Annotated in this window: 24 protein-coding genes and 1 riboswitch; of the genes, 7 read left to right on the top strand and 17 right to left on the bottom strand. The window is 65.8% G+C overall.

The window, feature by feature from the left end; all coding sequences use genetic code 11:
* Positions 1-105 precede the first annotated feature (105 nt).
* The 5 genes from bufA2 to L2Y97_RS20640 are packed head-to-tail and all read right to left on the bottom strand — an operon-like array spanning position 106 to position 2,423.
* A complete protein-coding gene (gene bufA2 / locus L2Y97_RS20660; RefSeq protein WP_247430453.1) occupies positions 106-393 on the bottom strand; it encodes a BufA2 family periplasmic bufferin-type metallophore in 288 nt (95 codons plus the stop codon).
* A gap of 54 nt (positions 394-447) precedes the next feature.
* Complete coding sequence (locus L2Y97_RS20655; RefSeq protein WP_247430450.1) at positions 448-1,212, bottom strand: alpha/beta fold hydrolase; 765 nt, start codon at positions 1,210-1,212, stop codon at positions 448-450.
* 30 nt (positions 1,213-1,242) lie between these two features.
* A complete protein-coding gene (locus tag L2Y97_RS20650) occupies positions 1,243-1,698 on the bottom strand; it encodes a DoxX family protein (RefSeq protein WP_247430448.1) in 456 nt (151 codons plus the stop codon).
* Positions 1,695-1,970: a BufA1 family periplasmic bufferin-type metallophore gene (locus L2Y97_RS20645; RefSeq protein ID WP_247430445.1), complete on the bottom strand. Its 276-nt coding sequence runs from the start codon at positions 1,968-1,970 to the stop codon at positions 1,695-1,697. The genes L2Y97_RS20650 and L2Y97_RS20645 overlap by 4 nt, the downstream gene beginning before the upstream one ends.
* A gap of 36 nt (positions 1,971-2,006) precedes the next feature.
* Complete coding sequence (locus tag L2Y97_RS20640) at positions 2,007-2,423, bottom strand: organic hydroperoxide resistance protein (RefSeq protein WP_247430444.1); 417 nt, start codon at positions 2,421-2,423, stop codon at positions 2,007-2,009.
* 248 nt (positions 2,424-2,671) lie between these two features.
* Here L2Y97_RS20640 and L2Y97_RS20635 point away from each other — a divergent pair, with 248 nt between their 5' ends.
* The 3 genes from L2Y97_RS20635 to L2Y97_RS20625 are packed head-to-tail and all read left to right on the top strand — an operon-like array spanning position 2,672 to position 5,306.
* Positions 2,672-3,217, top strand: a complete 546-nt coding sequence (locus tag L2Y97_RS20635) for a thioredoxin family protein (RefSeq protein ID WP_247430441.1) — start codon at positions 2,672-2,674, stop codon at positions 3,215-3,217.
* A 44-nt stretch (positions 3,218-3,261) separates the two neighbouring features.
* Positions 3,262-4,002, top strand: coding sequence for a response regulator (locus L2Y97_RS20630; protein ID WP_247430438.1), 741 nt, complete (start codon positions 3,262-3,264; stop codon positions 4,000-4,002).
* 32 nt (positions 4,003-4,034) lie between these two features.
* Positions 4,035-5,306 carry a sensor histidine kinase gene (locus tag L2Y97_RS20625; RefSeq protein WP_247430437.1) on the top strand — a complete coding sequence of 424 codons (1,272 nt, stop codon included), beginning with the start codon at positions 4,035-4,037 and terminating at the stop codon, positions 5,304-5,306.
* An 18-nt stretch (positions 5,307-5,324) separates the two neighbouring features.
* Here L2Y97_RS20625 and L2Y97_RS20620 read toward each other — a convergent pair whose 3' ends face one another.
* The 3 genes from L2Y97_RS20620 to L2Y97_RS20610 all read right to left on the bottom strand — a co-directional run bounded on the left by L2Y97_RS20620 (position 5,325) and on the right by L2Y97_RS20610 (position 7,202).
* Positions 5,325-6,353: a D-cysteine desulfhydrase family protein gene (locus L2Y97_RS20620; protein ID WP_247430435.1), complete on the bottom strand. Its 1,029-nt coding sequence runs from the start codon at positions 6,351-6,353 to the stop codon at positions 5,325-5,327.
* A 102-nt stretch (positions 6,354-6,455) separates the two neighbouring features.
* Complete coding sequence (locus tag L2Y97_RS20615) at positions 6,456-6,953, bottom strand: DUF4142 domain-containing protein (protein ID WP_247430432.1); 498 nt, start codon at positions 6,951-6,953, stop codon at positions 6,456-6,458.
* A gap of 75 nt (positions 6,954-7,028) precedes the next feature.
* Positions 7,029-7,202: a DUF1328 family protein gene (locus L2Y97_RS20610; RefSeq protein ID WP_045831119.1), complete on the bottom strand. Its 174-nt coding sequence runs from the start codon at positions 7,200-7,202 to the stop codon at positions 7,029-7,031.
* A 404-nt stretch (positions 7,203-7,606) separates the two neighbouring features.
* Here L2Y97_RS20610 and L2Y97_RS20605 point away from each other — a divergent pair, with 404 nt between their 5' ends.
* Positions 7,607-8,395: an isocitrate lyase/PEP mutase family protein gene (locus L2Y97_RS20605; RefSeq protein WP_247430429.1), complete on the top strand. Its 789-nt coding sequence runs from the start codon at positions 7,607-7,609 to the stop codon at positions 8,393-8,395.
* A 69-nt stretch (positions 8,396-8,464) separates the two neighbouring features.
* Here L2Y97_RS20605 and L2Y97_RS20600 read toward each other — a convergent pair whose 3' ends face one another.
* The 8 genes from L2Y97_RS20600 to L2Y97_RS20565 form a co-directional block, all read right to left on the bottom strand.
* Complete coding sequence (locus L2Y97_RS20600; RefSeq protein ID WP_247430426.1) at positions 8,465-9,061, bottom strand: hypothetical protein; 597 nt, start codon at positions 9,059-9,061, stop codon at positions 8,465-8,467.
* A gap of 126 nt (positions 9,062-9,187) precedes the next feature.
* Entirely contained in the window at positions 9,188-10,015 is an 828-nt protein-coding gene (gene queF, locus L2Y97_RS20595) for an NADPH-dependent 7-cyano-7-deazaguanine reductase QueF (RefSeq protein WP_247430423.1), read from the bottom strand.
* A gap of 44 nt (positions 10,016-10,059) precedes the next feature.
* Positions 10,060-11,052: an aldo/keto reductase gene (locus L2Y97_RS20590; RefSeq protein ID WP_247430420.1), complete on the bottom strand. Its 993-nt coding sequence runs from the start codon at positions 11,050-11,052 to the stop codon at positions 10,060-10,062.
* Positions 11,049-11,501, bottom strand: coding sequence for a MerR family transcriptional regulator (locus tag L2Y97_RS20585; protein ID WP_247430417.1), 453 nt, complete (start codon positions 11,499-11,501; stop codon positions 11,049-11,051). Before L2Y97_RS20585 ends, L2Y97_RS20590 begins: the two co-directional genes overlap by 4 nt.
* A gap of 52 nt (positions 11,502-11,553) precedes the next feature.
* A complete protein-coding gene (locus tag L2Y97_RS20580; RefSeq protein ID WP_247430414.1) occupies positions 11,554-12,087 on the bottom strand; it encodes an ester cyclase in 534 nt (177 codons plus the stop codon).
* Between the two features lie 80 nt (positions 12,088-12,167).
* Positions 12,168-12,581, bottom strand: coding sequence for an acyl-CoA thioesterase (locus L2Y97_RS20575; RefSeq protein WP_247430412.1), 414 nt, complete (start codon positions 12,579-12,581; stop codon positions 12,168-12,170).
* Positions 12,582-12,764: 183 nt separating this feature from the next.
* Complete coding sequence (locus L2Y97_RS20570; RefSeq protein ID WP_247430409.1) at positions 12,765-13,793, bottom strand: ribonucleotide-diphosphate reductase subunit beta; 1,029 nt, start codon at positions 13,791-13,793, stop codon at positions 12,765-12,767.
* Between the two features lie 134 nt (positions 13,794-13,927).
* The gene (locus L2Y97_RS20565; RefSeq protein WP_425492796.1) at positions 13,928-16,426 is read right to left on the bottom strand and encodes a ribonucleoside-diphosphate reductase subunit alpha; all 2,499 of its coding nucleotides are present in this window, start codon (positions 16,424-16,426) and stop codon (positions 13,928-13,930) included.
* Between the two features lie 163 nt (positions 16,427-16,589).
* A riboswitch (cobalamin riboswitch) is annotated at positions 16,590-16,805 on the bottom strand.
* Between the two features lie 214 nt (positions 16,806-17,019).
* Here L2Y97_RS20565 and L2Y97_RS20560 point away from each other — a divergent pair.
* Positions 17,020-18,966, top strand: coding sequence for a response regulator (locus tag L2Y97_RS20560; RefSeq protein WP_247430404.1), 1,947 nt, complete (start codon positions 17,020-17,022; stop codon positions 18,964-18,966).
* A gap of 7 nt (positions 18,967-18,973) precedes the next feature.
* Here the strand turns inward: L2Y97_RS20560 and L2Y97_RS20555 are convergent, their stop codons facing one another.
* Entirely contained in the window at positions 18,974-19,492 is a 519-nt protein-coding gene (locus L2Y97_RS20555) for a DUF2501 domain-containing protein (RefSeq protein WP_247430401.1), read from the bottom strand.
* Between the two features lie 110 nt (positions 19,493-19,602).
* On the opposite strand from L2Y97_RS20555, the gene L2Y97_RS20550 reads away from it, so the two are divergent.
* On the top strand, positions 19,603-22,149 hold the full coding sequence (locus L2Y97_RS20550; RefSeq protein ID WP_247430398.1) for an alpha-L-rhamnosidase: 2,547 nt from the start codon (positions 19,603-19,605) through the stop codon (positions 22,147-22,149).
* Between the two features lie 99 nt (positions 22,150-22,248).
* A complete protein-coding gene (locus tag L2Y97_RS20545; protein ID WP_247430396.1) occupies positions 22,249-23,928 on the top strand; it encodes a methyl-accepting chemotaxis protein in 1,680 nt (559 codons plus the stop codon).
* The last annotated feature ends 61 nt before the right edge of the window (positions 23,929-23,989 follow it).

The raw sequence follows: 23,989 nt of genomic DNA, 5'->3' as shown, positions 1-23,989 counted from the left end.
GAGCCCACCCTGTGGGCGACAGCTTTCACGATGGAGCCGCAGGGCTTGTAGCGCATCCGCCAACGGCGTCGCTCACAGGGTAAGCTCCTACCGGGGGGAGCGGTGTTACTGCGGCTCGGTCAGCGTGCCGCCGGCGGCTTTGCATTCGCTGGGCAGCTTCACGACCACGCCCTGGCCCTTGCAGGTGTTCAGGCCCTTGCAATCGTTCTTGGCGGTGGCGCAGAGGCTGGTGCCCTTGCAGGTGTTCACGCCGTAGCAGCGCGAAAGCTCTTCTTTCGCGGCGGCCGGTTTGTCGGCGGCGTGCGCGGGTGTGGCGAACTGCGCGATGGCCATGGCGACCAGCGCGGCGGCGCCGGCAAAGGTCGAGCGGGACTTGGTGGCGGTGGCATTCATCAGATGGTTTTCCTAGCGGTGGAATAGGGTGGGGCGTGGGCGTGCCGTAGGCACTTACTTGGCGTCGCGTGCGGCTTCTTCGATCACCGCGGCGACCTTCTCCGGCTGCGAGATGTACGAGACATGGCTGCCGTCAATTTCGGTGACGTGCGCATGGGCGCGCTTGTACATCCAGCGCTGGAGGTCGGGGCTGAGCGCGTGGTCCTGGGTGCTGACCACGGCCCAGGTGGGCTTGGCGTGCCATGCCGCGACCGGCAGCGTGGCGTTGAAAGCGGCCTTCGCGGCAGGTACCTGCGAGATCGCCATGAAATCGGTCCGGTTCTTCGTGAGGTCGCCGGCAAAGTCGGTGCCGAATTTGGCTTCGTTGAAGAACAGGTGGTCGTCGCGGGTGGCTTCGATATCGTTGCTAGGGGCGGGCATCGAACCGACCAGCTGCGAGACGCTCTCGCCTACCTCGGGCACCAGGGCCGAGACGTAAACCAGCGCGGCGACCTTGTCGCGCGCACCGGCCTGGGTAATCACGGCGCCACCGTAGCTGTGGCCGACAAGGACGACCGGGCCGTCCTGCTTGCGGATCTGTTCGCGGGTCTGGTCGACATCGTCGGCCAGGGTTTCGATGCGCGGCTGCACCACGCTCACGTGGTAGCCCTTGTGAATAAGGATGTCGTGGACGACACGCCAGCCGGAGCCATCGACGAAGGCGCCAGGGACGATAACGATGTTCTTTACGCCGGTGGGTGCGGCGGCGTCAGCGGCGAAGGTGGCTGAGCCGGTGGCCAGGGCGAGCGCGGTCAGCGCGAAGAGGATGCTCTTACGCATGGTGGGTAAGCCTGCGGTGGTGGGAGAGGGTTAGCGGCGCGGTGGGAACAGGAGCCGGTCGAGCGACCAGCCGCCACCGCCGCGGGCGACGAGCGGGAGCAGCAGCCCCGCCCAGGAAAGGTGCGTAGGCCACGCGTCGGGGTACACGAACACTTCGATGACCGTGGTCATGGCCAACAGCGCGAACGCGGATACACGAGTGAACAGGCCGAGCACGAGGAGTACGGGAAACAGGTGCTCCGCATACGTTGCCAGGTGCGCGGCAAGGTGCGAGGGAATCAGGGGCAGCGCGTACTCCGACTCGAACAGGTCGTACGTGGATGCCTTGATGGTGAGGAGACCCTCGACCTTGGTACGGCCGGACTGGAAGAACACCGCCGCGATACCCAGGCGCGCCACGAGGAGCAGCGCGCTTTCCGGTACCACCCGCGACAGCAAGCCTGTCGTCGCGGGTGCCTTGCGCATGGCGGGCACGAAGGTGCTCACGCCTTCGCCTCTAGCGTGCCGTGGCCCTTCGGGGTCTTGATGGTGACGCAGGTGCCTTTGTCGACGAGCTTCCAGGCATTGCCCTGGTAATCGGTCTTGGACGTTCCGGCGCAGCTGGTGCCGGCGCCGGCTGCGCAGTCATTCTGGCCGGCCTTGGCCACGCCGTAGCACTTTTCCATGGGCTTCTTCGCTTCGTCGGCGTGCGCGCCGCCTGCGATAGCGGCGAGACCCAGGGCGAGGGTGGCGGCGAGGTTGCTGTACTTGCGGTTCATCGGTGGTTTCCTTGGATGGCCAGGAGGGCGAAGGGATCAGGCGAGCTGGATGGCGACGTCGATGTTTCCGCGGGTGGCCTTCGAATACGGGCACGTGCGGTGGGCCGCTTCGACCAGGGCCTGCGCCGTCTCGGCATCGATGCCCGGCAGGCTGACGTTGAGCCGGGCCTGCAGGAAGTAGCCACCCTCGCCGGTGCCCAGGTCGACCTCGGCGTTCACGGCGGTGTCCTGCGGAAGGCGGATCTTGCGTTCCGCGGCGGCCAGGCCCATGGCGCCAATGAAGCAGGCCGACCAGCCGGCGGCGAACAGCTGCTCGGGGTTCGTGCCGCCGCCGTGGCCGCCCGGCGGGGTCAGCTTGATATCCAGGGCGCCATCGGCGCTGGTGGCGCGGCCGTCGCGGCCGCCGATGGTGCGGGTCTTGCCGGTGTAGAGAACGGTATCGATGCGGCTCATGGTCGTGTCCTTGTGCAGTGGGTGGCTGGTGTCAGCCGGTGATGCACATGAAAACGTCCGGGCGTATCCCGTCTGTGTCGCGTGGGGCGCCAAATCGCATCGCAATGTGTCCTGCGACCACCTGGATACGTTTCGATACAAAGCTGGCCGGTTTGTACGTTTCGATACAAAAAGCCGGGTAGGGGGACATCCCCGGGACAAACGGCGCGCCTTTAATGCAAGCCGTACCCACCCCACCCGAGGTCACCATGAACGTTTTCTTCAGAGTGCTTACCGTGTTCGCGCTGGGCGTTGGCCTGGCCGCTGCCTGGCCCGGGCTTTCCGGCATCGCCCGCGCGGGCGACCAGGTGCCTGCCGCGGGCACGGCGCCGGAGTTCACGGGTATTGATCATTGGTTCAATTCGCAGCCGCTCACCATGCAGGATCTGCGCGGCAAGGTCGTGCTGGTCGAGTTCTGGACCAATGAATGCATCAACTGCCTGCACGTGCTGCCGCATACCAAGGAGCTGTACGACAAGTATTCAAAGGATGGTCTCGTCGTCGTGGGCGTCCATACGCCCGAGTACGACGAAGAACGCGATCCGGCCACGGTGAAGGCGGCGATCCGCCGCTTTGGCATCGACTGGCCGGTGGCCGTGGATAACCAGAACGCGACCTGGAATGCCTGGAATAACCAGTTCTGGCCGGCGCTGTACCTCGTGGACCAGCAGGGCCGCGTTGTGTACCAGCACTTCGGCGAGGGAAACTACGACACCACGGAAGCGAAGGTGCGCCAGCTGCTTGGCAAGGGCTGAGGCACGCCACGAACCCCCTGGCTTGAACGAGAAGACGCAACCGCATGGAACACATCGACCATATCCTCGTCGTCGACGATGACCACGGCATTCGCACGGGCGTCGTCGATTACCTGCGCAAGAACGGCCTGCGTGCCACGGCCGCCGCGGAGGGGCGCGAGATGTTCGCCCAGCTGGAAGCCTCGGCGTTCGACCTGGTGGTGCTCGACATCATGATGCCTGGCGAGGACGGGCTGGCCTTGTGCCGCACCTTGCGTGCGGGCAAGCACAAGGCCATCCCCGTCCTGCTGCTCACCGCGCGCGATGATGAAACCGATCGCATCATCGGCCTGGAGATGGGCGCGGATGATTACCTCACCAAACCCTTCTCGCCGCGCGAACTCCTGGCGAGGATCAAGGCGGTGATCCGCCGCACGCGCATGCTGCCGCCCAACCTGCGCATTACCGAGGCGACGGAGATGCTGGCGTTCGGCAAGTGGCGGCTCGATACGACAGCGCGCCACCTGCTGGACGAGGAGGGCACGGTGATTTCGTTGAGCGGCGCGGAATACCGCTTGCTGCGCGTGTTCCTCGATCATCCCCAGCGGGTCCTCACGCGCGACCAGCTGCTGAACCTGACCCAGGGGCGTGATGCCGAACTGTTCGACCGCAGTATCGACCTGCAGGTTAGCCGCTTGCGCCAGCGCCTCCAGGACGATGCGAAGGACCAGAGTTACATCAAGACGGTGCGTAGCGAAGGCTACGTCTTCAGCATGCCGGTCACCGTCGCCGAGGGCGGTGCATGACGCGCGCCGCGTTGGCATGGCTGCCTCGGAGCATGGCGTCCCGGTTGTCACTCATCCTGTTCTCCGGGTTGCTGCTGGCCCACGCGCTTACCTTCGGCCTGCTGGCCTACGAGCGCTACCAGAGTGCGACCATGGTGATGCTCAATACGCTCGAGCACGAGGTGGGAACCTCGGTCGCCATCCTCGACCGCTTGCCCGCGAACGAACGGCCGCAATGGCTGCCGTGGCTACGCCGCGATAATTACTTCTTCATACTGGGGCCTGGTACGCCTGGCCAGCCGCTGACCAGCGAGCGTTCCCGCGATGTCACCCAGCGCATCACCCGCGAGGTGGGCACCAGCTACGCCGTCAACGCGCAGACCGTGTCAACGAAGCCCGAGCGCTACCAGGTCCACTTCACCCTGCGCGATGGCGCGCCACTCACCCTTGAAGTGAACCCGCACCCGCCGGCGATGGCGGACTGGTTGCCCTTCGTATTCCTTCTGCAGATGGCCGTGCTGCTCGCCGCCACGTGGCTTGCGGTTCGCCTGGCGACGCGCCCGTTAGCGAGACTCGCCAGCGCGGCAGAGGCCATGTCGCCCACGGCGGACCCAAGCCACATGAGCGAGGCAGGCCCCACCGAGGTCGCCCAGGCCGCAGTCGCCTTCAATGCCATGCAGGACCGCATCGGCCGCTACCTGAAGGAGCGCCTGCATATCCTGGCCTCCATTTCGCATGACCTGCAGACGCCGATCACGCGTATGCGCCTGCGGGTGGAATCCCTCGATGATGCGCCCGAGCGCGAACGCCTGCTGGCTGACCTGGGCGAGATGGAGCACCTGGTGCGCGAAGGCGTGGCCTATGCCCGCAGCGCACATGGCGGTGACGAGGCGCCGGTAAAAATGGACCCGGCGGCCTTCATCGAGAGCCTGGTGTTTGATTACCAGGATGTGGGGCAGCCGGTGTCGCTGGATGAACTGGCACATGGCGCCGCCATGGTGCGGCCGCGTGCGTTGCGCCGCGTGCTCACCAATCTCATCGACAATGCCATCAAGTACGGCGGCAGCGCAGAGGTCGCGAGTTGCCGGAGTGCGGAAGGCGTGTTGTCGATCACGGTGGCCGATCGCGGGCCGGGCATTCCGGAGTCGGAACTCGAGAACGTGACCCAGCCGTTTCATCGGCTGGAAGGGTCGCGAAGCCGCGACACCGGTGGTGCGGGATTAGGCCTTGCGATCGCGGTGCAGTTGATGCGCTCGATTGGCGGGGACTTGCGGCTGGTGAATCGTGACGGTGGTGGGTTGGTGGCGCGGGTGACGTTGCCCTGAGGTGCGCGCGATCCCCGGTTACGCAAACACCTCACGGTACGCAAACAACCCCGGCGTGCCACCCGTCACGACGAACAACACATCCTCACCTTCTCGCACCACGCCACAGCGCAGGTCGCGCAACAGTCCGGCAAACGCCTTGCCCGAATACACCGGGTCCAGCAGCACGCCTTCCTGCGAGGCCATGAGCCTGACAGCGGCCACCATGGCATCGGTCGGCACGCCGTAACCATCGCCCAGTTCACCGCCATCGACTTCGATGTCGCCCGCCGTGAGCGTGCCTTCCTTGCCCAGCAGGCCAAGCGCCGCGTTGGCCAGGTCGCGCGCGGTTTCCCGCGCCCTGTCCTCTGCTGCCAATACCGCATAGGCACGCACGCTGCGCGTATCCCGGCCCATCGCGGCGTAGCCAGCCACCAGCCCTGCCTGCGTCCCGGCGCTGCCATTGGGCACGATCACGCGATCGAAACGGAGGCCGCGCTGCGCTTCCTGCTGGGCGATCTCGCGGGCGCAGCGGGCGTAGCCAAGTGCACCCAGCGGGGTTGATCCGCCGGTGGGCAGCACCAGCACCGTGTGCCCTGCCGCGCGCAGTGCCTGCGCACGTGCATTGGCATGCTCGAGCGCGTTCTCGCCCGGCGCCAGGATCGACGGCCTGGCGTTGAACAGGTCATCGAGCAGCACATTGCCGTTGCGCTCGTAGTCCGTGCCGTCGCGCGGCACCATGCGGGCCAGGAAGAGTTCACAGGCGAGCCCAAGGCGCGCCGCCGCGGCCGCGGTCAGGCGCGCGTGGTTCGATTGCACGCCCCCAACGCTCACCACGGTATCGACGCCATCGGCGAGCGCGCCGCCCAGGTGGTATTCGAGCTTGCGCAGCTTGTTACCGCCGCCGCCAAGTGACATCAGGTCGTCGCGCTTGGCGTACAGGCGGATGCCACGATCGGCCAGCCCCAGCGCACGCTCGATGCGCTCGAGCCGCTGGATGGGTGTGGGTCCATCGAGCAGATCGACGCGGGGGATGGCATCCAGCGTGGAGAGGGAGGCGGCACCCATGGCGGTTTGTCCGTTCGGAAAACCAAAAGTGTACGCCTGTCCCTCGGTACGGTAATCGGCAGCCCTGCGCGCGCTTCACGCCGCGCACCGCACGACCAGGTATCAGAACGGCGGCAGATCGTCGGCGAGGTCTTCGTGTTTTTTCAGCACGGGCAGCTGCTGGCGGGCGAAATCGCGGATCTCCGGGTCATCCCCCTTGTCCGCCTCGAGTTGGTACAGGCCCGTGGCGAGCTTATGGTCGCGTACCATCGCATCGGAGTAGGCCCGATCGAACGCCGCGCCATCGAGGCCCTTCAGTCGGTCGATTTCCTGCTGCTGCGCAGGCTCAGGAGAAAGCGCCACCTGTACCCCCTTGCTGCCGGCAAGTTTGCCCAATGCTTCGTTGCTTCGCGCATGGTCATCCACCATGCGTGCGGCGAATTTCTTCACATCATCGCTCGAGGCCTGTTGTGCCGCGAGCTTGCCAAGCGCGATCTCGGTCAGGCCGGCACTGCTGGCGCGGCGGATGAAATCGGCATCGGCGGTGCTGAGCTTGGCGGGTTGCTGGGCCCATGCACTGGCGAACGCCAGGGTCAGTACGACAAAGGCAAACGAACGCATGGCCTGGCCTCCTTCGGATAGAGAAACGCCCCGGCACTTAGGCCGGGGCGTTCCGTGGTGGCGCGTGACGAACCGTTACAAACGAGGCCCGCGGCGCAGCCCGCCAAACAGAAGCGAGAGGATGAACAGGATCAGGAAGACGACGAACAGGATCTTCGCGATGCTGGCGGCGCCGGCAGCGATACCGCCAAAGCCGAAGATGGCAGCGACGATGGCAACGATGAAAAAGACGACGGCCCAATAGAGCATGTGGGTTCTCCTCGAAAGGTGCGGGAAGCGGATCAAAAGTGCCGGCCTTCACTGGCCGACGCCCGCACGGCATCCGCCGCGTCAGGTCGGGTGCCATTCGAGCATTGGGATCCTGAAAGAGTCGTCTTCACGCGGTGAGGCATGGGCTCACCGCGTATTGGCGGATCGCTCACATAGCTGCGCGGTGGCTGAACCGAACCGTAGGTTTACTTAGGTTTTAGCGGGTCCTGGGGGAGCACCGCGCGCAAGCGCGCTCCTACAGGAGCTGGAAGCTGGCGCGAGCCTGAATGGCGCGCCGGCTTTCGGTGTTGCGCGGTGGTCACGACGGCTTTGCCTGGCGTGGCGTTGCGGCCGCGGGAACGAGAGAGGATCGTGGGCACCTCTTCCACGATGGATGCTCCGCCATGAGTGCTTCGCGCTTCCGTGACCTCCACCGCACCGGCGCCTTGCTGGTGCTTCCGAACGCCTGGGATGCCGGGAGTGCCGTTGCGATCCAGCACGCAGGTGCGCCCGCGGTGGCGACCACGAGTGCTGGCGTCGCCTGGGCGTGCGGCTGGCCGGACGGGGACAAACTGCCGGCCAGCGAGGTCCTGGGGGCGGCAACGCGCATGGCCCGCGTACTGACGGTGCCGCTCAGTGCCGATATCGAAGAGGGCTGTTCCAGCGACCCCGACGAGGTTGGCCGCTTCGTCGCTTCGCTCGTGGACGTGGGCGTCGCCGGCATCAACATCGAAGATGCCGGGCGCGATCCTGCCGAACTGGCGGCGAAGATCCGGGCGATTCGCGCGGCGCTTGGTGGACGCGACCTGTACATCAATGCGCGTACCGATATTTACCTGCGCGGCCTGGCCAGCGGTGACGGGGCCGTGGGTGAGGTCGTGCGCCGCGCCGGGCTGTTCCGCGAGGCGGGGGCGGATGGGTTGTTCGCGCCGGGCATCGCCAACGTAGGTGAAATCCGACGGGTCGCGGGATCGCTGGGCGACATGCCCCTGAACGTCATGCTGGTGCCAGGGCTGCCGTCGCATGCCGAGCTCTATGACGCCGGTGCGCGCCGGTTGAGCGCGGGCATCGCGCTGGCGCTGGATGCGTATGCCGGGGCCGCGAAAGGGGCCGCGGCATTCATGGGGAACGCCGAGCCGGAAGCGTTGAGTTACCCATTGTTGAACCGGTTGCTCGCGCGGCCTGAGGGCTGATCGCGCCACAACAAAAAAGGGCGCAGCCGAAGCCGCGCCCTTTTTTCGCATCGCCCGAAGGGCGGTGGCTTACTTCTTCTTGACGTCGAACGAGGTGTCGCCGGCCGGCTGGCCGTTGAGCGAGATGGCCACCTTGTACTTGCCTTCCGGCCACTCGTTCGGGTTCTGGATCTTGAACGTGGTGACGGCCGGGCCATCGGTGCTGATCGACTGGCTGATGTCGCTCACGGTGGTGACCGTCTCGCCATCCTGGAAGGTCCACTTCGCGTTCAGCGTGGCGCCGGCAGTGGTGCCTTCGGTGGCGACCGAGGCGTAGATCGTCTTTTCGTTCGGCGCGAAGGCGGTCTTGGCCTTGGCGACCTTCTTGTCGGCGCCCACGGCGCTACCCAGGGTGACCGAGCCTACTTTCAGCGACTCAACGGCTGCCGGGGCGGCTGCCGGGGCCGGGGCGGCCGCCGGGGCGGCCGGGGCAGCAGCGGCCGTGGTCGCAGCAGCCGGGGCAGCGGCCGGCGCCGTGCTGGCGGCAGCCGGGGCGGCCGGCGCAGCAGCCGTGCTGGCGGCGGCCGGGGCATTGGTCTGCTCTTCCTTCTTGCCGCAAGCGGTGAGGACCAGGAGGCCGGCGAGGGTGGCCGTGGCGAGGACAGGCGTGCGGAAGGAAAGCTTCATGTCTGGATTCCGAAAATAGAACAGGTCAAATGCATGGTCGGGTCGAGGTAAACCCTCGGCCGCGGCAGGTTACAGGCTACACAACTAAAGGCAAGACCAATGAAGAGTGCATGAATGCACGGTTCATCATTGGCGGGCGCCGCGTGGATTCCCCGGCTCGGCAGCGGGATCGGTGCTGCGGAACGGGTTGATATCGAGGCCGCCGCGGCGGGTGTAGCGGGCATACACGGCCAGCTCGCGCGGCGCACAGCGTTCGCGCAGGTCCATGAAGATCCGCTCCACGCACTGCTCGTGGAATTCGGTGTGCTGGCGGAACGAGACCAGGTAGCGGAGCAGGCCGGCGCGATCGATCGGCGCACCGGTATAGCTGATCTGCACGCTGCCCCAGTCCGGCTGGCCGGTGACCGGGCAGTTCGAACGCAGCAGGTGCGAGACCAGCACCTCGCGGGCATCGCCTTCGTGGGTGGCCAGGAAATCCGCCCGGGGCGGGCCGTAGCTGTCGAAGTCGAGGTCCTGGTCATCGAGCAGCACGCCCTCGGGCTCGTGCAGCGGCACGCCGTTCAGGTCTTCCGGTGCCTGCAACACGACCGAGACCTGGCCGCCCGAGGCCGCCGAGAGATCGCGCACCAGCGTCTCGCACAAGGCATCGCGATCGGCGATGGTTTCCTGGGCGAAGCTGTTCAGGTACAGCTTGAACGACTTGGATTCGATGATGTTGGGCGTGGTCGCCGGGAAGCGGAATGCCGCCACGGCCACCATGGGCTTGCCGCGCGGGTCCAGCCAGCTCAGCTCGTAGCCGTTCCAGATATCCACGCCATGGAAAGGCAGCGCGGCGCCATCCACGCCAATCTCATCGCGCTTGGCCTGGCGGGGGATGGGAAAGAGCAGGCTGGCATCGTAGCGGTCGGCGTACGTGGTGGCCTTGCCCAGCGGCGAGTGATCGGGGGACGACATGGCGGTTTGCCGGGTGGGACAAACCGCCATTATACGGCCGCGGCTCAGGCGTTGATCGAACCCATCATGTTCGCCTGGTAGCGGTCGCCCACGGCGGAATCGGGCGGGAATACCGCATCGATCTCGGCCAGTTCGCCGGGGCTGAGCGTCACGTCCATGGCCCCCGCGTTCTCCTCGAGGTATTTCACCCGCTTGGTGCCGGGGATCGGGATGATGTCCTGGCCCTTGGCGAGCACCCAGGCCAGGGCGAGCTGGCCGGGCGTGCAGCCCTTGTCGGCAGCGAATGTCTTCACCTTGTCCACGATCGCGAGGTTGTGGGTGAAGTTCTCGCCCGTGAAGCGCGGGTTGAAGCGGCGGTAATCGTCTTCGGCGAAGTCATCGGGCTTCGTGATGGCGCCGGTAAGGAAGCCACGGCCCAGCGGGCTATACGCCACGAAGGCGATGCCGTGTTCGCGGCAGGCGGCGAGCGTGCCGGTGGTTTCCGGGTCGCGCGTCCACAGCGAGTACTCGCTTTGCAGTGCGGCGATCGGGTACACCTGCGCTGCACGCGCGATGCTCGCGGCGGAGGCTTCGGATAAGCCCAGATGCCGCACCTTGCCTTCCTTCACCAGCTCGGCCATGGCGCCTACGGTCTCCTCGATCGGCACGGTGCGATCCACGCGGTGCTGGTAGTACAGATCGATGTAGTCGGTTTTCAGGCGGCGCAGGCTGCCTTCCACCGACTGGCGCACGTACTCCGGGCGGCCACTGACACCGCGCGCGGCAGGGTTGTTCGGGTCGCGCACGATGCCGAACTTGGTGGCCAGGAACACCTTGTCGCGACGGCCCTGCAGCACGCGGCCAATGAGCTCTTCATTGGTATGCGGGCCATACGCGTCGGAGGTGTCCCAGAACGTGATCCCAAGTTCCAGTGCGCGCTCCAGCGTGGCGATGTTCTGTGCGTCATCGCCCGGGCCATAGAACTCGCTCATGCCCATGCAGCCAAGGCCCTGTGCGGATACCTGCGGGCCGTTTGCACCGAGTGTGCGGGTGATCATGCGTGCTTCCTCCGGGGAGTGGGGATGGTGTCGCCGGGGCCGTCGGCCACATCGCCCTTCACGGGCGTGGGCGCGCCGTCGGCACCGTAGATAGAGCGGTAAAGGGCGATCTTCTCGTCGAGTCGCGCGATGGTTTCGGTGAGCGATACCAGCTCATCGCGCAGGTGTGCTGCGTGCCGTTCCAGCAGGTCGCCACGCCCCACGATGCTTTCCTGGGTTTCACCCAGGCGGCGCAGGCGTACGTACTCCTGGATATCGCGCATGGGCATCCCCGTGCCGCGCAGGCGCAGCACGAACTGGATGAGGCGCATGTCGGTCTCGCCGTAGATCCGCTGCCCGCCGCGGCGGGGCACCGGATCGATCAGGCCGATCTGCTCGTAATAACGCAGCGTATAGGTGGTCAGGCCGGTGGCGAGAGCCGCCTCGGCAATGGTCAGGGATGTGGGCATCCCGGGAGCGTACGACTTCGAGTGCGCTCGAAGTCAACCCTCTTTTGCGCGCTTACGGCTGGATGACGCCCAACTGCTTCAGCAGGGTGAGGTTGTCCTCGAGGTGCCAGTCCTCGGCGATCCGGCCGTTCGCCACGCGGTAGATATCCGTGGCGATGAAATCGATGGGCTGCCCCGTACCCTTCTTGCCGTGGGCCTCGCCGGTGAAGTGGCCCTTGAAGTGCAGCAGCGCCACCACGCGGTCGCCGCTGACAATCAGCTGGTCGACATCGCAGGTCAGGTCGGGCACCGCGCCACGGAACATCTTCGAGGCCGCCAGTGGGCCCTCTACGCCCTGGGCACGGCCGGGTGGCAGGGTGTTGTCGTGGAAATCCGGGGCAAGCGCGGCGCGGGCCAGCGATTCGTCGCCCGTATTCCAGAAGGTGTCGTAGCGCAGCGCGGCCTGCACCATCGCATCGCGGGTGGCCTTGGGCAGAGACTTATCGACGATGAGCTGGCCGGGCTTCACGAGCGTTTCGGCGGCGTGGGTAGCGGGCACGGCTGCCAGCACCAGGGCGAGGGAAACCAGCATGCGACGGACAGCCATGGCGGAGCTCCACGTTGATGTGCGCCGACCTTAGCGCGAGCCGCGCGGCCGCGCGCTCAGCCATTGGTATAGCCCGGTGCTCAGCCCTGCGCGGGCAGCGACTCGACCGCGGTGGGCTTGTGGTTCTCGTCGAGGGCGATCATGACGAAGGTGCCACGGGTGCACAGTTCGCGCTCACCGGTGATCAGGTCCTCGGTGTACATCGCCACGTCGACGTTCATGGACGTACGGCCCACGGAGACGACGATGGCGATCAGTTCCACCATCTGACCCTTGCGCACCGGCACGTGGAAATCGACCTGCTCGGAGCGCGCCGTGACCACGATCTTGCGCGAGTAGCGCGAGGCCGCCAGGAATGCCGCCTTGTCCATCCAGGCCAGCGCCTGGCCACCAAACAGGGTGCCAAGGTGGTTGGTGTGGTCCGGGAAGACGATCTCGAGGACACGGGCCTCGGTCGGGCGGGCAATGGGGAGCATGGTGGCGGTCTTGTTCATGATGCCTCCATTTTACTGCATTGCAGCAATTTCCGCTGGCCGGTCAGAACGGGGCCTCTCCAACGGCGCGAGCCGACGGTAGGAGCCCACCCTGTGGGCGACGCTGTTCGCGAACGCGCCGCATGATCAGTGGCGTTGGGGCGAAAGATGTCGCCCACAGGGTGGGCTCCTACGTGCGGGGGGTTAGAACGACTGGTCGAAGGCGACCTCGCCCTGCACGCCTACCTGGTAGGACGAGACGCGGCGCTCGAAGAAGTTGGTGAGTTCCTGGACATCCTGCAAGTCCATGAAGTCGAACGGGTTCTTCGCGCCGTACTTCTTCGGCATATCCAGCTGGACCAGGCGCTGGTCGGCGCAATACTCAAGGTACTGGCGCATGTCGTTCACCGACAGGCCGGCCACGCCACCGGAAAGCACGTCGGCCGCGAACTGCGTCTCGCAGGCGATCGCGTCTTCCAGCATCTCTTCCACCTGGGCGCGCATCTCGTCATCGAAGAGATCAGGCTCTTCTTCGCGTACCGTGCGGACCACGTCGAAAGCGAAGGCCATGTGGCCGGATTCGTCGCGGAAGACCCAGTTGGTGCCCGAGGCCAGGCCATGCAGCAGGCCACGCGAACGCAGGTAGTACACGTAGGCGAACGCGGCGAAGAAGAACAGGCCTTCGATGCACGCGGCGAAGCAGATCAGGTTCAGGAGGAACTGACGGCGGTGCTCGCGGGTTTCCAGGCGATTCAGATTCTGGATGGAGTCGATCCACTTGAAGCAGAACTCACCCTTCTGGCGGATCGAGGGGATGGTCTCGATGGCCGCGAAGGCCTTGTTACGCTCGTTGGGATCCGGGATATAGGTATCGAGCAGCGTGAGGTAGAACTGCACGTGCAGTGCTTCCTCGTAGAGCTGGCGCGACAGGAACATGCGCGCTTCGGGCGAGTTCACGTGCTGGTACAGGTTGAGCACGAGGTTGTTCGAGACGATGGTGTCGCCGGTCGCGAAGAAAGCGACCAGGCGGTGGATCAGGTGGCGATCCGCATCGGACATCTTCGACTTGAGGTCGGTCACGTCGAGCGAGAAATCCACTTCTTCCACCGTCCACGTGTTGCGGATGGCGGCGCGGTACATCTCGTAGAACTTCGGGTAGCGCATGGGGCGCAGCGTCAGTTCGAAGCCCGGATCGAGCAGGTGCGCATCGCGGGTGATGGGGTGGGCGGACATAAGGTGCCTCTGAAATTCGTTGAAGACCTGTAGGAGCCCACCCTGTGGGCGACGCCGTTCGCGTAAGGGCCACGACACTTGCGGCGCTGTAGCGAAACATGTCGCCCACGGGGTGGGCTCCTACAGGTGATGCGTTACTGGCAGGCTTCGCAGTACTCGGGGTTCTCGAGCGAGCAGAACACCGCGGCCTCGGCCTGTTCCTGCGTGTTCACCACCGGCGCGACCGGCGCGGCAGCGGCGGCGCTGACCGTCGTCTTCGCAATGCGGGTGGCGGGGCGCGAGCGCAGGTAGTACGTGGTCTTTACGCCGGATTTCCATGCGTACATGTACATGGACGAGAGCTGGCCGATGTTCGGGTTTTCCATGAACAGGTTCAGCGACTGGCTCTGGTCGATGTAGGCACCGCGCGCGGCGGCCAGGTCGATCAGCGACTTCTGCGGCAGCTCCCACACGGTGCGGTAGATGGCGCGCAGTTCAGCCGGAATGGCGTTGATGCCCTGCACCGAACCTTCGGCCAGCTTGATCTGGTCGCGGATCTCGGCGGTCCACAAGCCCAGCGTCTTCAGCTCTTCGACCAGGTGGCGGTTCACCACGAGGAAATCGCCCGACAGCGTTTCGCGTTTGAACAGGTTGGATACCTGCGGCTCGATGCACTCGTAGCAACCGGCGATGGACGCGATGGTGGCGGTCGGCGCGATGGCGATGAGCAGCGAGTTACGCAGGCCGTGCGTCTTCACCTTCTCGCGCAGTTCGGCCCAGCGGCCATCCTTGCCGTTCGGCGTGGCGGCCGGCCAGTAATCGAACTGGAGCTCGCCGTTGGCGGCGCGGCTCTCGTCGAAGCCCGGGTGGGACCCGTCGCGCTCGGCGATCTCGTTGGACTGCGACAGCGCGTGGAAGTAAATCTCTTCCGAAATGCGCGTGGACAGCTCGCGGGCTTCATCCGAATCGAAGCGCAGGCGCAGCTTGAAGAACACATCCTGCAGGCCCATCACGCCCAGGCCCACCGGGCGCCACTTCATGTTCGCGGTGCGCGCGGTATCGATCGGGTAGAAGTTCAGGTCGATCACGCGGTTGAGCTGGCGCACGGCCGTACGCACGGTGGTCGCAAGCTTCTCGAAATCGAACGCGCCATCCACGACGTGGCGGGCCAGGTTCACCGAACCCAGGTTGCATACCGCCGTCTCGCCCTCGTTGGTCACCTCGAGGATCTCGGTGCACAGGTTCGAAAGGTGGATAACGTTCTGCGGCTTCGCCGTCTGGTTGCTGGTGGCGTTGGAGCGATCCTTGAAGGTCATCCAGCCGTTGCCGGTCTGGGCCAGCGAACGCAGCATGCGCGCGTAAAGCTCACGCGCCTTCACCTGCTTCGTGGCCAGGCCTTCCGCTTCCGCCTTGGCGTAGGCGGCTTCGAACGTCTCGCCCCAGGTGTCGACGAAGTGCGGCACGATCTTCGGATCGAACAGCGACCAGTCGCCATCGGTCTCGACCCGGCGCATGAACAGATCCGGCACCCAGTTCGCCAGGTTCAGGTTGTGCGTGCGGCGGGCGTCGTCGCCGGTGTTTTCACGCAGCTCGAGGAATTCCTCGATATCGGCGTGCCAGCTTTCCAGGTACACGCAGGCCGCGCCCTTGCGCTTGCCGCCCTGGTTCACCGCGGCGACGGAGGCGTCGAGCGTCTTCAGCCAGGGCACCAGGCCGTTGGAATGGCCATTGGTACCGCGGATGAGCGAACCGCGCGAGCGGATGCGCGAGTAGGCCAGGCCGATGCCGCCGGCGAACTTGGACAACTGCGCGACATCGCCGTACTTCGAGTAGATCGACGCCAGGTCATCCTGCGGCGAATCGAGCAGGAAGCACGACGACAGCTGCTCGTGTGCCGTGCCGGCATTGAACAGCGTGGGCGAGCTGGCCAGGTACTCGAGCGACGAGAGCATGCGGTACAGCTCCAGCGTCTCGGCGACATCGTTGCCGCCGAGCGCGCAGGCAATGCGCATGAAGAAGTACTGCGGCGTCTCGATGACGTGGCGCTTGGTCGGGTGGCGCAGCAGGTAGCGGTCGTACACCGTACGCAGGCCGAAGTACTCGAAACGGCGCGAGGCGTTCAGGTCGATCGCATCGTTGAGCTTGCGCGCGTTGGCGCTGACGAACGCGCGCAAGCGTTCATTGAGAATGCCCAGCTCACCGCCGATGTTGATCGACTGCGAGAACGACTGGATTTCCTGGCCGCTCACTTCCTTGTCGATGAAGGCGGAGAGCAGGCGCGCGGCGAGCTGGCCGTATTCCGGCTCCTCGGCCGTGAGCGCGGCGGAGGTACGGATGGAGAGCTGATCGAGCTCCTGCGTGGTGGCACCGTCGTACAGGCCGCCGATCGTCTTCAGCGCCACGCGCATGGGATCGACCGCGAACAGGCCATCGGCGCTGCGCGTTACCGCGCGCACGATCTTGTTCACATCCACGGTTTCCTGGCCGCCGTTGCGCTTGGTGACGCGCATCTGGCCCGGGTTATGCGGAGGGGTAAGGGCAAACGCCGGCGGGGCGTCTTCGCGGTAGCCCGCTGCCGGGGCCTTGTCGCTGCTGGTGGTGGGGGTGGCGGCCGTGTCGGCCGTCTCGGTGCGCTCGCGCGCTGCGGAATCCATCGTCGTCATGCTTGGCGTGCCCCAGGGCCTGGTCCAGACTCCCGTTCCCTCGGACGGGGCTTGATGTGGCTAGGCAAGGACGGGAAAGCCGGGGACGAAGCCGCGCGTGGGGCTTCGGTCCGCGACGTGCCTCCCCGCGGAAGCCGTCACCACGAACCATGCCCTTCGGGCACGGCTGCTGGCAGGTCTTCGGACTTCGTGGACATAAGGCGGCATGCCGCCTTGCCTACCCGTCGCTTCCCAGCCCCTGAAAGGCCAGTGCATTGAACGGGATCGTTTCCACTTACCGCTGCGGGGCAGTTCCGGATTTACACCGGATTCCCTTTTAAGTCCGACGGGCAGTCGCGCCGCCTCGGACACCAACGGGACACACGATATAGCTGGGACCAGGGCAGGTCAACACAAGATATAGGGGATTTTTTCCAATGCGCTGGCAACTCAATGGGTTGCGGAAACACGCTGTTGGGGCCCCTGGTCATGGCGTAACCAATACCTGTCCTGGCATGTGAAGGGCGTCTACACATACGTGATTGCGGCCCGAGGCTAAGATTCGGGCCCGTTCCACGCCATGACATGAAGGATCACGCGGTTCGATGCCATCGACGTTCACGCTGCAAGACCACGCACTGCTCCTTCAATCGCTCGATGCGGTGCCTTTTGGCCTGGTGGCGCTATCGCCCTCGGGCACCGCGCTGCACGCGAACGCGTGGGCCCGGGACCGGCTCGACGGCCGTGCGTTCCTTGCGTTCTGGGATGCGGCGGGGCGCGGGGCGATCGAAGCCCTTCTCGCGGTGATCGGTGCGCGGGGCGTTCGCGACCTGGACGCGAACGCGGCCGATGGCTCGGCCTGGCGGCTGTCGCTTGAGACGTTGAGCGCCGCGGCGGCGGGCGAGGCGGTCATCCTGGCAACGTTCCGCCCCACGGGTGGCGATCAGGCCTGGATGGGGCCGCGCGGGGATGGTTCGGCCGATATCACCCAGGACCAGCTGCGCCAGGCGCAGAAGATGGATGCGATCGGCAAGCTCACCGGCGGGGTGGCGCATGACTTCAACAACCTGTTGCAGGTGATCAGCGGGAACCTGCAGTTGCTGGCCGCCGACGTCGCGGGTAACCCGCGCGCCGAGCGCCGCGTTGCCAATGCGATGGCTGGCGTCACCCGCGGTTCGCGGCTGGCGGCGCAACTGCTCGCGTTCGGCCGGCGGCAGCCACTGGCACCCAAAGTGGTGAACATCGGGCGCTTCGTGCGCGAGATGGACGACTTGTTGCGCCGGTCGCTTGGCGAGGCGATCGAGGTGGAGACGGTTGTGGCCGGTGGCCTGTGGAATACGCAGGTGGATGTCGGCAATGTCGAGAATGCGCTGCTCAACCTCGCGATCAATGCACGCGATGCGATGGCCGGGCAGGGGCGGCTGACGATCGAGGCCGGCAATGCGCTTCTGGACGAGGCCTACGCCAAGGCCCACGGTGACCTGAAGGCCGGCCAGTACGTCATGCTGGCGGTCACCGATACGGGCACCGGCATCGCGCCGGAGGTGCTCGCACAGGTCTTCGAACCGTTCTTTACCACCAAGCCGGAAGGCGAGGGGACAGGCCTGGGCCTGTCCATGGTGTATGGCTTCGTGAAGCAATCCGGCGGCCACATAAAGATTTATAGCGAGCCCGGCCACGGCACGACGGTGAAAATCTACCTGCCGCGTTCGACGCAAAGCGAAGACCGCCTTGTCGCCCTGGACGAGGGTGGCGTGCGAGGCGGCGATGAAACCATCCTCGTGGCCGAGGATGACGACGATGTGCGCGAGACCGTGGTCGGCATGCTTGCCGACCTGGGCTACCGCGTCCTGAAGGCACGCGATGCGGAGAGCGCACTCTCCATCATGGAAAGTGGCATCGCGGTGGACCTGCTGTTCACCGATGTGGTGATGCCAGGTCCGCTGCGTAGCCCTGAGCTGGCGCGAAAGGCGGTGGAACGGCAGCCCGGCATGGCCGTGCTGTTCACCTCTGGCTATACCGAAAACGCGATCGTGCACGGCGGCCGGCTCGATGAAGGTGTCGAGCTGCTGAGCAAGCCGTACACGCGTGACGCGCTTGCCCGGCGGGTTCGCCACGTCCTGGCCCAGCGGCAGCCCGCCGCATCGCGGGGGGCGCCGACGGCACCAGCACCTGCGGTTCCCCTGCCACCGGCACGACGCCCGCTTCGGGTGCTGGTGGTCGAGGATGATGTGCTGATCCGTATGAGCATCGCCGAGATGCTGGAGAGCCGCGGCCACCAGGTGTTTGAAGCCGGCGATGGCACCGAGGCGATACGCGTGCACGCCAGCGAGGCGATCGACGTGTTGCTGGCTGACGTGGGATTGCCGGACATGAACGGCGTGGATGTGGCGATACGCATGCGCGAAACGCAACCTGGGCTGCCGGTGCTGTTTGCCACCGGCGACCAGGCCGCGAATGGTGTCGTGCGCGACGGCCGCACGGCGGTGATCGTCAAGCCTTATGGCGTGGCCGATCTTACCGAGGCGATCGGGCGCATCACGCGGAACTGAGCCGGGATTACATCCCGGCCATCTTCTTGCCCTGTTTCAGCACGGCGTCGCAGGCCTTGTGCACCAGCTGGCCCTTCATGTCGCTGCTGTTGCCGCTGTCGCCGCCGGTGAGGTTCACCTGCTTGCCATCACCGGTGGTCAGCAGGCCCTTCGCACCATTCAGGTAGTCCTTGTTCTGCGAGCCGGCCGCCGTGCTGGCGGTGCTGTCCTTCGGCTTGGCGCCCATTTTCCCGAGCAAATCGGTGCCCGAGGCCCCGCCCGCGTCGGTACCGGCAGCATGCTGGTCGCCCGTGAGGCTGCCCAGCAGCTTGTCCTTCACCCCGGAAGCGCCCGAGTCACCGCCAAGGTAATTGTTGTTGATGCAGTACTGGATGATGCCGGCGGCATTGCCGGCGCTTCCCGAGGTCAGGCTGCCACCACCGCCCGCGAGCGCACCGATACTGCCGAGCTTGTCGAGCTGACCGGCGGTGGCGGCGGTGCTGGCGATGGCGAGGCCCAGGGCGAGGCCGGCGATACGGGTCTTCATGACGGTGGCTCCGGTTGGCTTGGGGTGCGTACTGTGTAGCCCCGCACGCGTTAGGCGGATGTGTGCGGGTATGCTCGAGGCTTCGTGCCCTGCACCATGGATTCGACGCCTTGCCTTCACGCGCCCTGGTTTTCGCCCTGCTGCTCGTCCCCACGTTTGCCCACGCTGCGTCGCTTGACCGGCTTCGCGTCGAACGAACCGATGCCCCGCTCTATGTCGATGTGGCCAGGCCGCGATTCGCCTGGGTCATCCATGCCGACAAGAACGGAACCGCCCAACTCGGTTACCGGATCCAGGTGAGCCGGGCTGGCAAGCGGGTATGGGATAGCGGTGAGGTGCGTTCGGCACAATCATTCGACATCGCCTACGGCGGGCCCGCCCTTGCGCCTGGCGAACGCTACGACTGGCATGTGGATGTACGGACCGGTGAAGGCACGGCCGCCGGTGGATCCTCCTTTGGCACGGCGTTGGATGAGGCCGGCTGGGCGGGCGCACGCTGGATTGGCAAAGCGGATGCCACCAGCCTCCCCGCACCGCTCCTGCGCCGAACCTTTCGGGTCGATGGCGATGTGGCCCGTGCAACGCTGTATGTCGCCGCAGGCGGCTACGCGGCCATGCAATGGGATGGCAAGCCGGTGAGCGATGCGGTGCTGTCGCCGGGCTTTACCAATTACGCGAAGCGCATGGAGGTCACCGCCACGGATATCGCGTTGACGCCCGGCGAGCACACACTGGGCGCGGAACTCGGCCGTGGCTTCTACGGCATGACCAACCCGAACGTATGGCATTGGGAGCGTGCGCCATGGCATGGCCAGCCACGCCTTCGTGCCGTACTGGTCATTCGTTACGCCGATGGCCGCATCGAGCGGATACCGACCGATACGCGCTGGCAACTCGCGGATGGGCCCACGCGGCTGGATGATCTGTATGGTGGCGAGGACTACGACGCGCGCCTCGCCATGCCCGGCGCGTGGACGCCCGCGACCGAATTGCCCGCGCCGTCAGGCCGCCTCGTCGCGCAGATCGAACAGCCCATCCGGGTGTCGCAGGTGCTCGATGCCACCGAGGTGACCGAGCCGAAACCGGGTACGTTCGTGTTTGCATTCCCTCGTGTCATCGCCGGCTGGGCGGATTTCGACGTGCAGGGGCCAGCGGGCACGGTGCTCACGGCCCGCTATGGCGAGAAGCTGCTCCCTGACGGCACCGTCGATGCGCGCGATGAACATCATTACTTCAAGCATGGCTTCCAGACCGATCACCTCACCCTGGGCGAGGGGCGCACGCAGTGGCACGCGCGCTTCTCCTACAAGGGCTTTCGCTACGTCCAGGTCGAGCGCTGGCCCGGCCGCCCGTCGCTCGTCGCGGTGAAGGCAAGCGTGGTGCACACCGATGTCGCCGTTACCGGCCGGTTCGACAGTTCGAATGATCTGCTGAACTGGATGCACCGTGCTGCCGCGGACACCATGCTCAACAACCTGTACGGCATTCCCACCGATACACCGATGTACGAAAAGAACGGCTGGACCGGCGACGGCATGCTGGGTGTCGACATGTTCCTGCGCAACTTCGACGCGGGTGCGTTGTTTACGAAGTGGGAGCGGGATATCGCCGATACGCGCGGGACGGACGGCGCACCGCTGGTGACCGCGCCGAACGCCGGCTGGGCGCTCGATGTGCATGCGCCCACCTGGCATTCGGCGTATGTGCTGGTGCCCTGGGCCTTGTACATGGCCACGGGCGATCGTGCGCCGATCGACGAGCATCTCGCGGGCATGGCGCGTTACGTGGCGATGGAGCACGCAAGGTCGCCCGGGGGTATCGCGAATACGGAGCTTGGCGACTGGGTCAGCCCGGAGACCGATCCCTCCGGCGAGAATGCGCCGGAAGATAAACGGGTGGCCGCCACGGCGTACCTGTACCACATGGAGCGGGTGGTGGCCGATATGCAGCGGCTGACCGGCCACGCCGATGAGGCCGCGCGCTTCGACCGCATGGCCGATGATGTCCGTGCGGCGTTCAACACGCGTTTCCTCGACCGTGCGAGTGCCACATACCGCGGCGAAGGCGACCAGGGTTACCGCCAGGCGCACAACCTGCTGGCGCTCGGGTTCGGCCTCGTGCCGGATGATCTTCGCCAGCGGGTGGCCGATGGTGTTGCCAACGATGCCAAGGCACGCGGCGATCACCTCGATACGGGCGCACTGGCGACCAAGCTCATCCTGCCGGTGCTCACCGCCACCGGCCATGCCGACGAGGCGTGGGCGATCGCCACCCAGGTCACCTTCCCCAGCTGGGGCTTCTGGCGTGCCAACGGGGCCACCAGTCTGTGGGAACACTGGAAGCTCGCTTCGCGGTCGCGGGGCCACTACTTCCTGGGTACTGTGGATGACTGGCTGTTTGAAGACGTCGCAGGGTTGCGGCCGCTCGAGGCGGGTTGGCGCCGTTTCGCCGTGCAGCCGGCGCTTACCGGGAGCCTGGAGCATGCCGCCGCCAGCGTCATGACGCCCTATGGCGAGGTATCGGTTGCCTGGCGCAAGGGGCCGCATGGCATCGAGGCCGATATCGAAGTGCCGGTGGGCACGGAGGCCATAGTGGGTCTGCCCGGCCACGCGCCAACGCGGCTGGATAGCGGCCGTCATCACCTCGTGCTGCCCTGAGCAGATCACGGTCGATGAGATTCACCGGGTTGTCATAAAGGCCCGCAGCTTCTTGCCGATAAGGCGCCCACGGGGATCTTTTTCGAGGGTGTACGCGGTATGTCGGCGGTAATGAACTGGTTTGGCCGCACTACGTTGAATACGCGGGTGTGGATGGTGATGTCGATCGTGGTCCTCGGCCTGGTGGGCCAGACGGTCATGTCCGGGATCGAGAGCCGGCGCGCGCAAATGCGTGGCCTGGAGACGACGCTCGAACAGCACGTGGCCGCGGCAAGCGCCCTTGCCGATGCTTATCACGCCCGTGCGGAGAAGGGCGAACTCAGCGACGCGGAGGCCCGCGTCAATGCATTGCGTGACATCGAATCCATGCGCTGGGCCAATGGCAGCGGTTACGTGTTTGCCTTCGATTCCTCGCTTGCGTTGCGGATGCACCCGCTGCGCCACGATGAGGTCGGCAAGAACATCCGCGACGATGTCGATGGCAATGGCTTCCACCATTACGTGGCCATGCTCGATGCCGATACGAAGGAAGGCCACGGCGTCACCCGCTACACCCAGGTCATGCCGAAGACCAACGAGCTTCGCGACAAGATCAGCTATTCGGCGTGGTACAAGCCGTGGGACCTGCACTTCATTTCTGGCGCGTACTTCACTGATATCGACGCGGCGTTTCGCCTTCAGCTGGAGGAGGACCTCGCCAAATCGGGCCTGATCGCCGTGCTGGCGCTGTTCGTGGTGTGGTTCTCCATGCGCAGCATCCGCGCCACGATCGGTGGCGAGCCGCGTGAGGCGCACCGTATCGCCAGCCGCATTGCCGGTGGCGACCTGCGCCTGGAGCAGGGCGAGCCGGTCAGCGCCGATAGCCTGCTCGGTGCGCTGGAACGCATGCGTGGCACGCTCGCATCCATCGTGGCCGAAGTGCAGCAGGGCGCGCACGTAGTATCCACGACGGCGGGTGAAATTGCCCGTGGCAACGATGATCTCTCCCACCGCACGCAGGAGCAGGCGTCCAGCCTGGAGGAAACCGCGGCGTCCATGGAGGAGATGACCGCGACGGTGAAGCAGAACGCCGAGAACGCAACCGCCGCCGATCGCCTGTCGCGCCATGCGCGCGGCGAGGCAGAGAAGGGCGGTGAAGTGATGGCACAGGCCATGAGCGCCATGCACGACATCGGCGATTCCAGCCGGCGTATCGCCGATATCGTGGGCATGATTGATGAGATCGCCTTCCAGACCAACCTGCTGGCGTTGAACGCGGCGGTCGAAGCGGCGCGCGCCGGTGAGCAGGGCCGCGGCTTCGCCGTGGTGGCCAGCGAGGTGCGCCGCCTGGCGCAGTCGAGTGCGGCGGCCTCGAAGGAGATCAAGGCGCTGATCGTCGAGAGTAGCGAGCGCGTTGAGGCGGGTTCGGAACTCGTGGAGCGTTCCGCCGGCGCCTTGCGCGATATCGTCGGCAGCGTGAAGAAGGTGACCGATATCGTCGCCGAAATCGCCGCGGCCAGCGCCGAGCAATCGGCCGGCGTGGACCAGGTAAACGTAGCCATCGCCCAGATCGACCAGGTGACCCAGGAAAACGCGGCCCTTGTCGAAGAGGCGGCGGCAGCCGCGAAGTCCATGCAGGACCAGGCCCACGCGCTGCGCGAACAGGTGGCGTTCTTTACCGTTGATGGCGGTAAGCCCGTCGAAGTGCGCGCCCCGGCGGCCGAGGACCTGCGCTTTGGTGAAAAGCCCGTGGCCGGCAAGCCCACCGAGGATGCGAACGCCTGGGTGGAGTTCGCCTGATCGCGATTGGTGATCTTTTGTCAGGAATGACCTGAGTCCAGGTCGCTTCAGTCACGTGTTC

The sequence above is a fragment of the Luteibacter aegosomatissinici genome, assembly GCF_023078495.1.
Classification (GTDB): domain Bacteria; phylum Pseudomonadota; class Gammaproteobacteria; order Xanthomonadales; family Rhodanobacteraceae; genus Luteibacter; species Luteibacter aegosomatissinici.
The sequence above is the reverse complement of the archived record's forward strand: the minus strand, read 5'-3'. Positions and strand labels throughout refer to the sequence as shown.

What these genes read in the sequence shown, in the direction of transcription:
- bufA2 (WP_247430453.1), bottom strand. Translation starts at nt 393, where the DNA reads ATGAATGCCACCGCCACCAAGTCCCGCTCGACCTTTGCCGGCGCCGCC.
- L2Y97_RS20655 (WP_247430450.1), bottom strand. Translation starts at nt 1,212, where the DNA reads ATGCGTAAGAGCATCCTCTTCGCGCTGACCGCGCTCGCCCTGGCCACC.
- L2Y97_RS20645 (WP_247430445.1), bottom strand. Translation starts at nt 1,970, where the DNA reads ATGAACCGCAAGTACAGCAACCTCGCCGCCACCCTCGCCCTGGGTCTC.
- L2Y97_RS20640 (WP_247430444.1), bottom strand. Translation starts at nt 2,423, where the DNA reads ATGAGCCGCATCGATACCGTTCTCTACACCGGCAAGACCCGCACCATC.
- L2Y97_RS20635 (WP_247430441.1), top strand. Translation starts at nt 2,672, where the DNA reads ATGAACGTTTTCTTCAGAGTGCTTACCGTGTTCGCGCTGGGCGTTGGC.
- L2Y97_RS20630 (WP_247430438.1), top strand. Translation starts at nt 3,262, where the DNA reads ATGGAACACATCGACCATATCCTCGTCGTCGACGATGACCACGGCATT.
- L2Y97_RS20625 (WP_247430437.1), top strand. Translation starts at nt 4,035, where the DNA reads ATGGCGTCCCGGTTGTCACTCATCCTGTTCTCCGGGTTGCTGCTGGCC.
- L2Y97_RS20620 (WP_247430435.1), bottom strand. Translation starts at nt 6,353, where the DNA reads ATGGGTGCCGCCTCCCTCTCCACGCTGGATGCCATCCCCCGCGTCGAT.
- L2Y97_RS20615 (WP_247430432.1), bottom strand. Translation starts at nt 6,953, where the DNA reads ATGCGTTCGTTTGCCTTTGTCGTACTGACCCTGGCGTTCGCCAGTGCA.
- L2Y97_RS20610 (WP_045831119.1), bottom strand. Translation starts at nt 7,202, where the DNA reads ATGCTCTATTGGGCCGTCGTCTTTTTCATCGTTGCCATCGTCGCTGCC.
- L2Y97_RS20605 (WP_247430429.1), top strand. Translation starts at nt 7,607, where the DNA reads ATGAGTGCTTCGCGCTTCCGTGACCTCCACCGCACCGGCGCCTTGCTG.
- L2Y97_RS20600 (WP_247430426.1), bottom strand. Translation starts at nt 9,061, where the DNA reads ATGAAGCTTTCCTTCCGCACGCCTGTCCTCGCCACGGCCACCCTCGCC.
- queF (WP_247430423.1), bottom strand. Translation starts at nt 10,015, where the DNA reads ATGTCGTCCCCCGATCACTCGCCGCTGGGCAAGGCCACCACGTACGCC.
- L2Y97_RS20590 (WP_247430420.1), bottom strand. Translation starts at nt 11,052, where the DNA reads ATGATCACCCGCACACTCGGTGCAAACGGCCCGCAGGTATCCGCACAG.
- L2Y97_RS20585 (WP_247430417.1), bottom strand. Translation starts at nt 11,501, where the DNA reads ATGCCCACATCCCTGACCATTGCCGAGGCGGCTCTCGCCACCGGCCTG.
- L2Y97_RS20580 (WP_247430414.1), bottom strand. Translation starts at nt 12,087, where the DNA reads ATGGCTGTCCGTCGCATGCTGGTTTCCCTCGCCCTGGTGCTGGCAGCC.
- L2Y97_RS20575 (WP_247430412.1), bottom strand. Translation starts at nt 12,581, where the DNA reads ATGAACAAGACCGCCACCATGCTCCCCATTGCCCGCCCGACCGAGGCC.
- L2Y97_RS20570 (WP_247430409.1), bottom strand. Translation starts at nt 13,793, where the DNA reads ATGTCCGCCCACCCCATCACCCGCGATGCGCACCTGCTCGATCCGGGC.
- L2Y97_RS20565 (WP_425492796.1), bottom strand. Translation starts at nt 16,426, where the DNA reads ATGGATTCCGCAGCGCGCGAGCGCACCGAGACGGCCGACACGGCCGCC.
- L2Y97_RS20560 (WP_247430404.1), top strand. Translation starts at nt 17,020, where the DNA reads ATGCCATCGACGTTCACGCTGCAAGACCACGCACTGCTCCTTCAATCG.
- L2Y97_RS20555 (WP_247430401.1), bottom strand. Translation starts at nt 19,492, where the DNA reads ATGAAGACCCGTATCGCCGGCCTCGCCCTGGGCCTCGCCATCGCCAGC.
- L2Y97_RS20545 (WP_247430396.1), top strand. Translation starts at nt 22,249, where the DNA reads ATGTCGGCGGTAATGAACTGGTTTGGCCGCACTACGTTGAATACGCGG.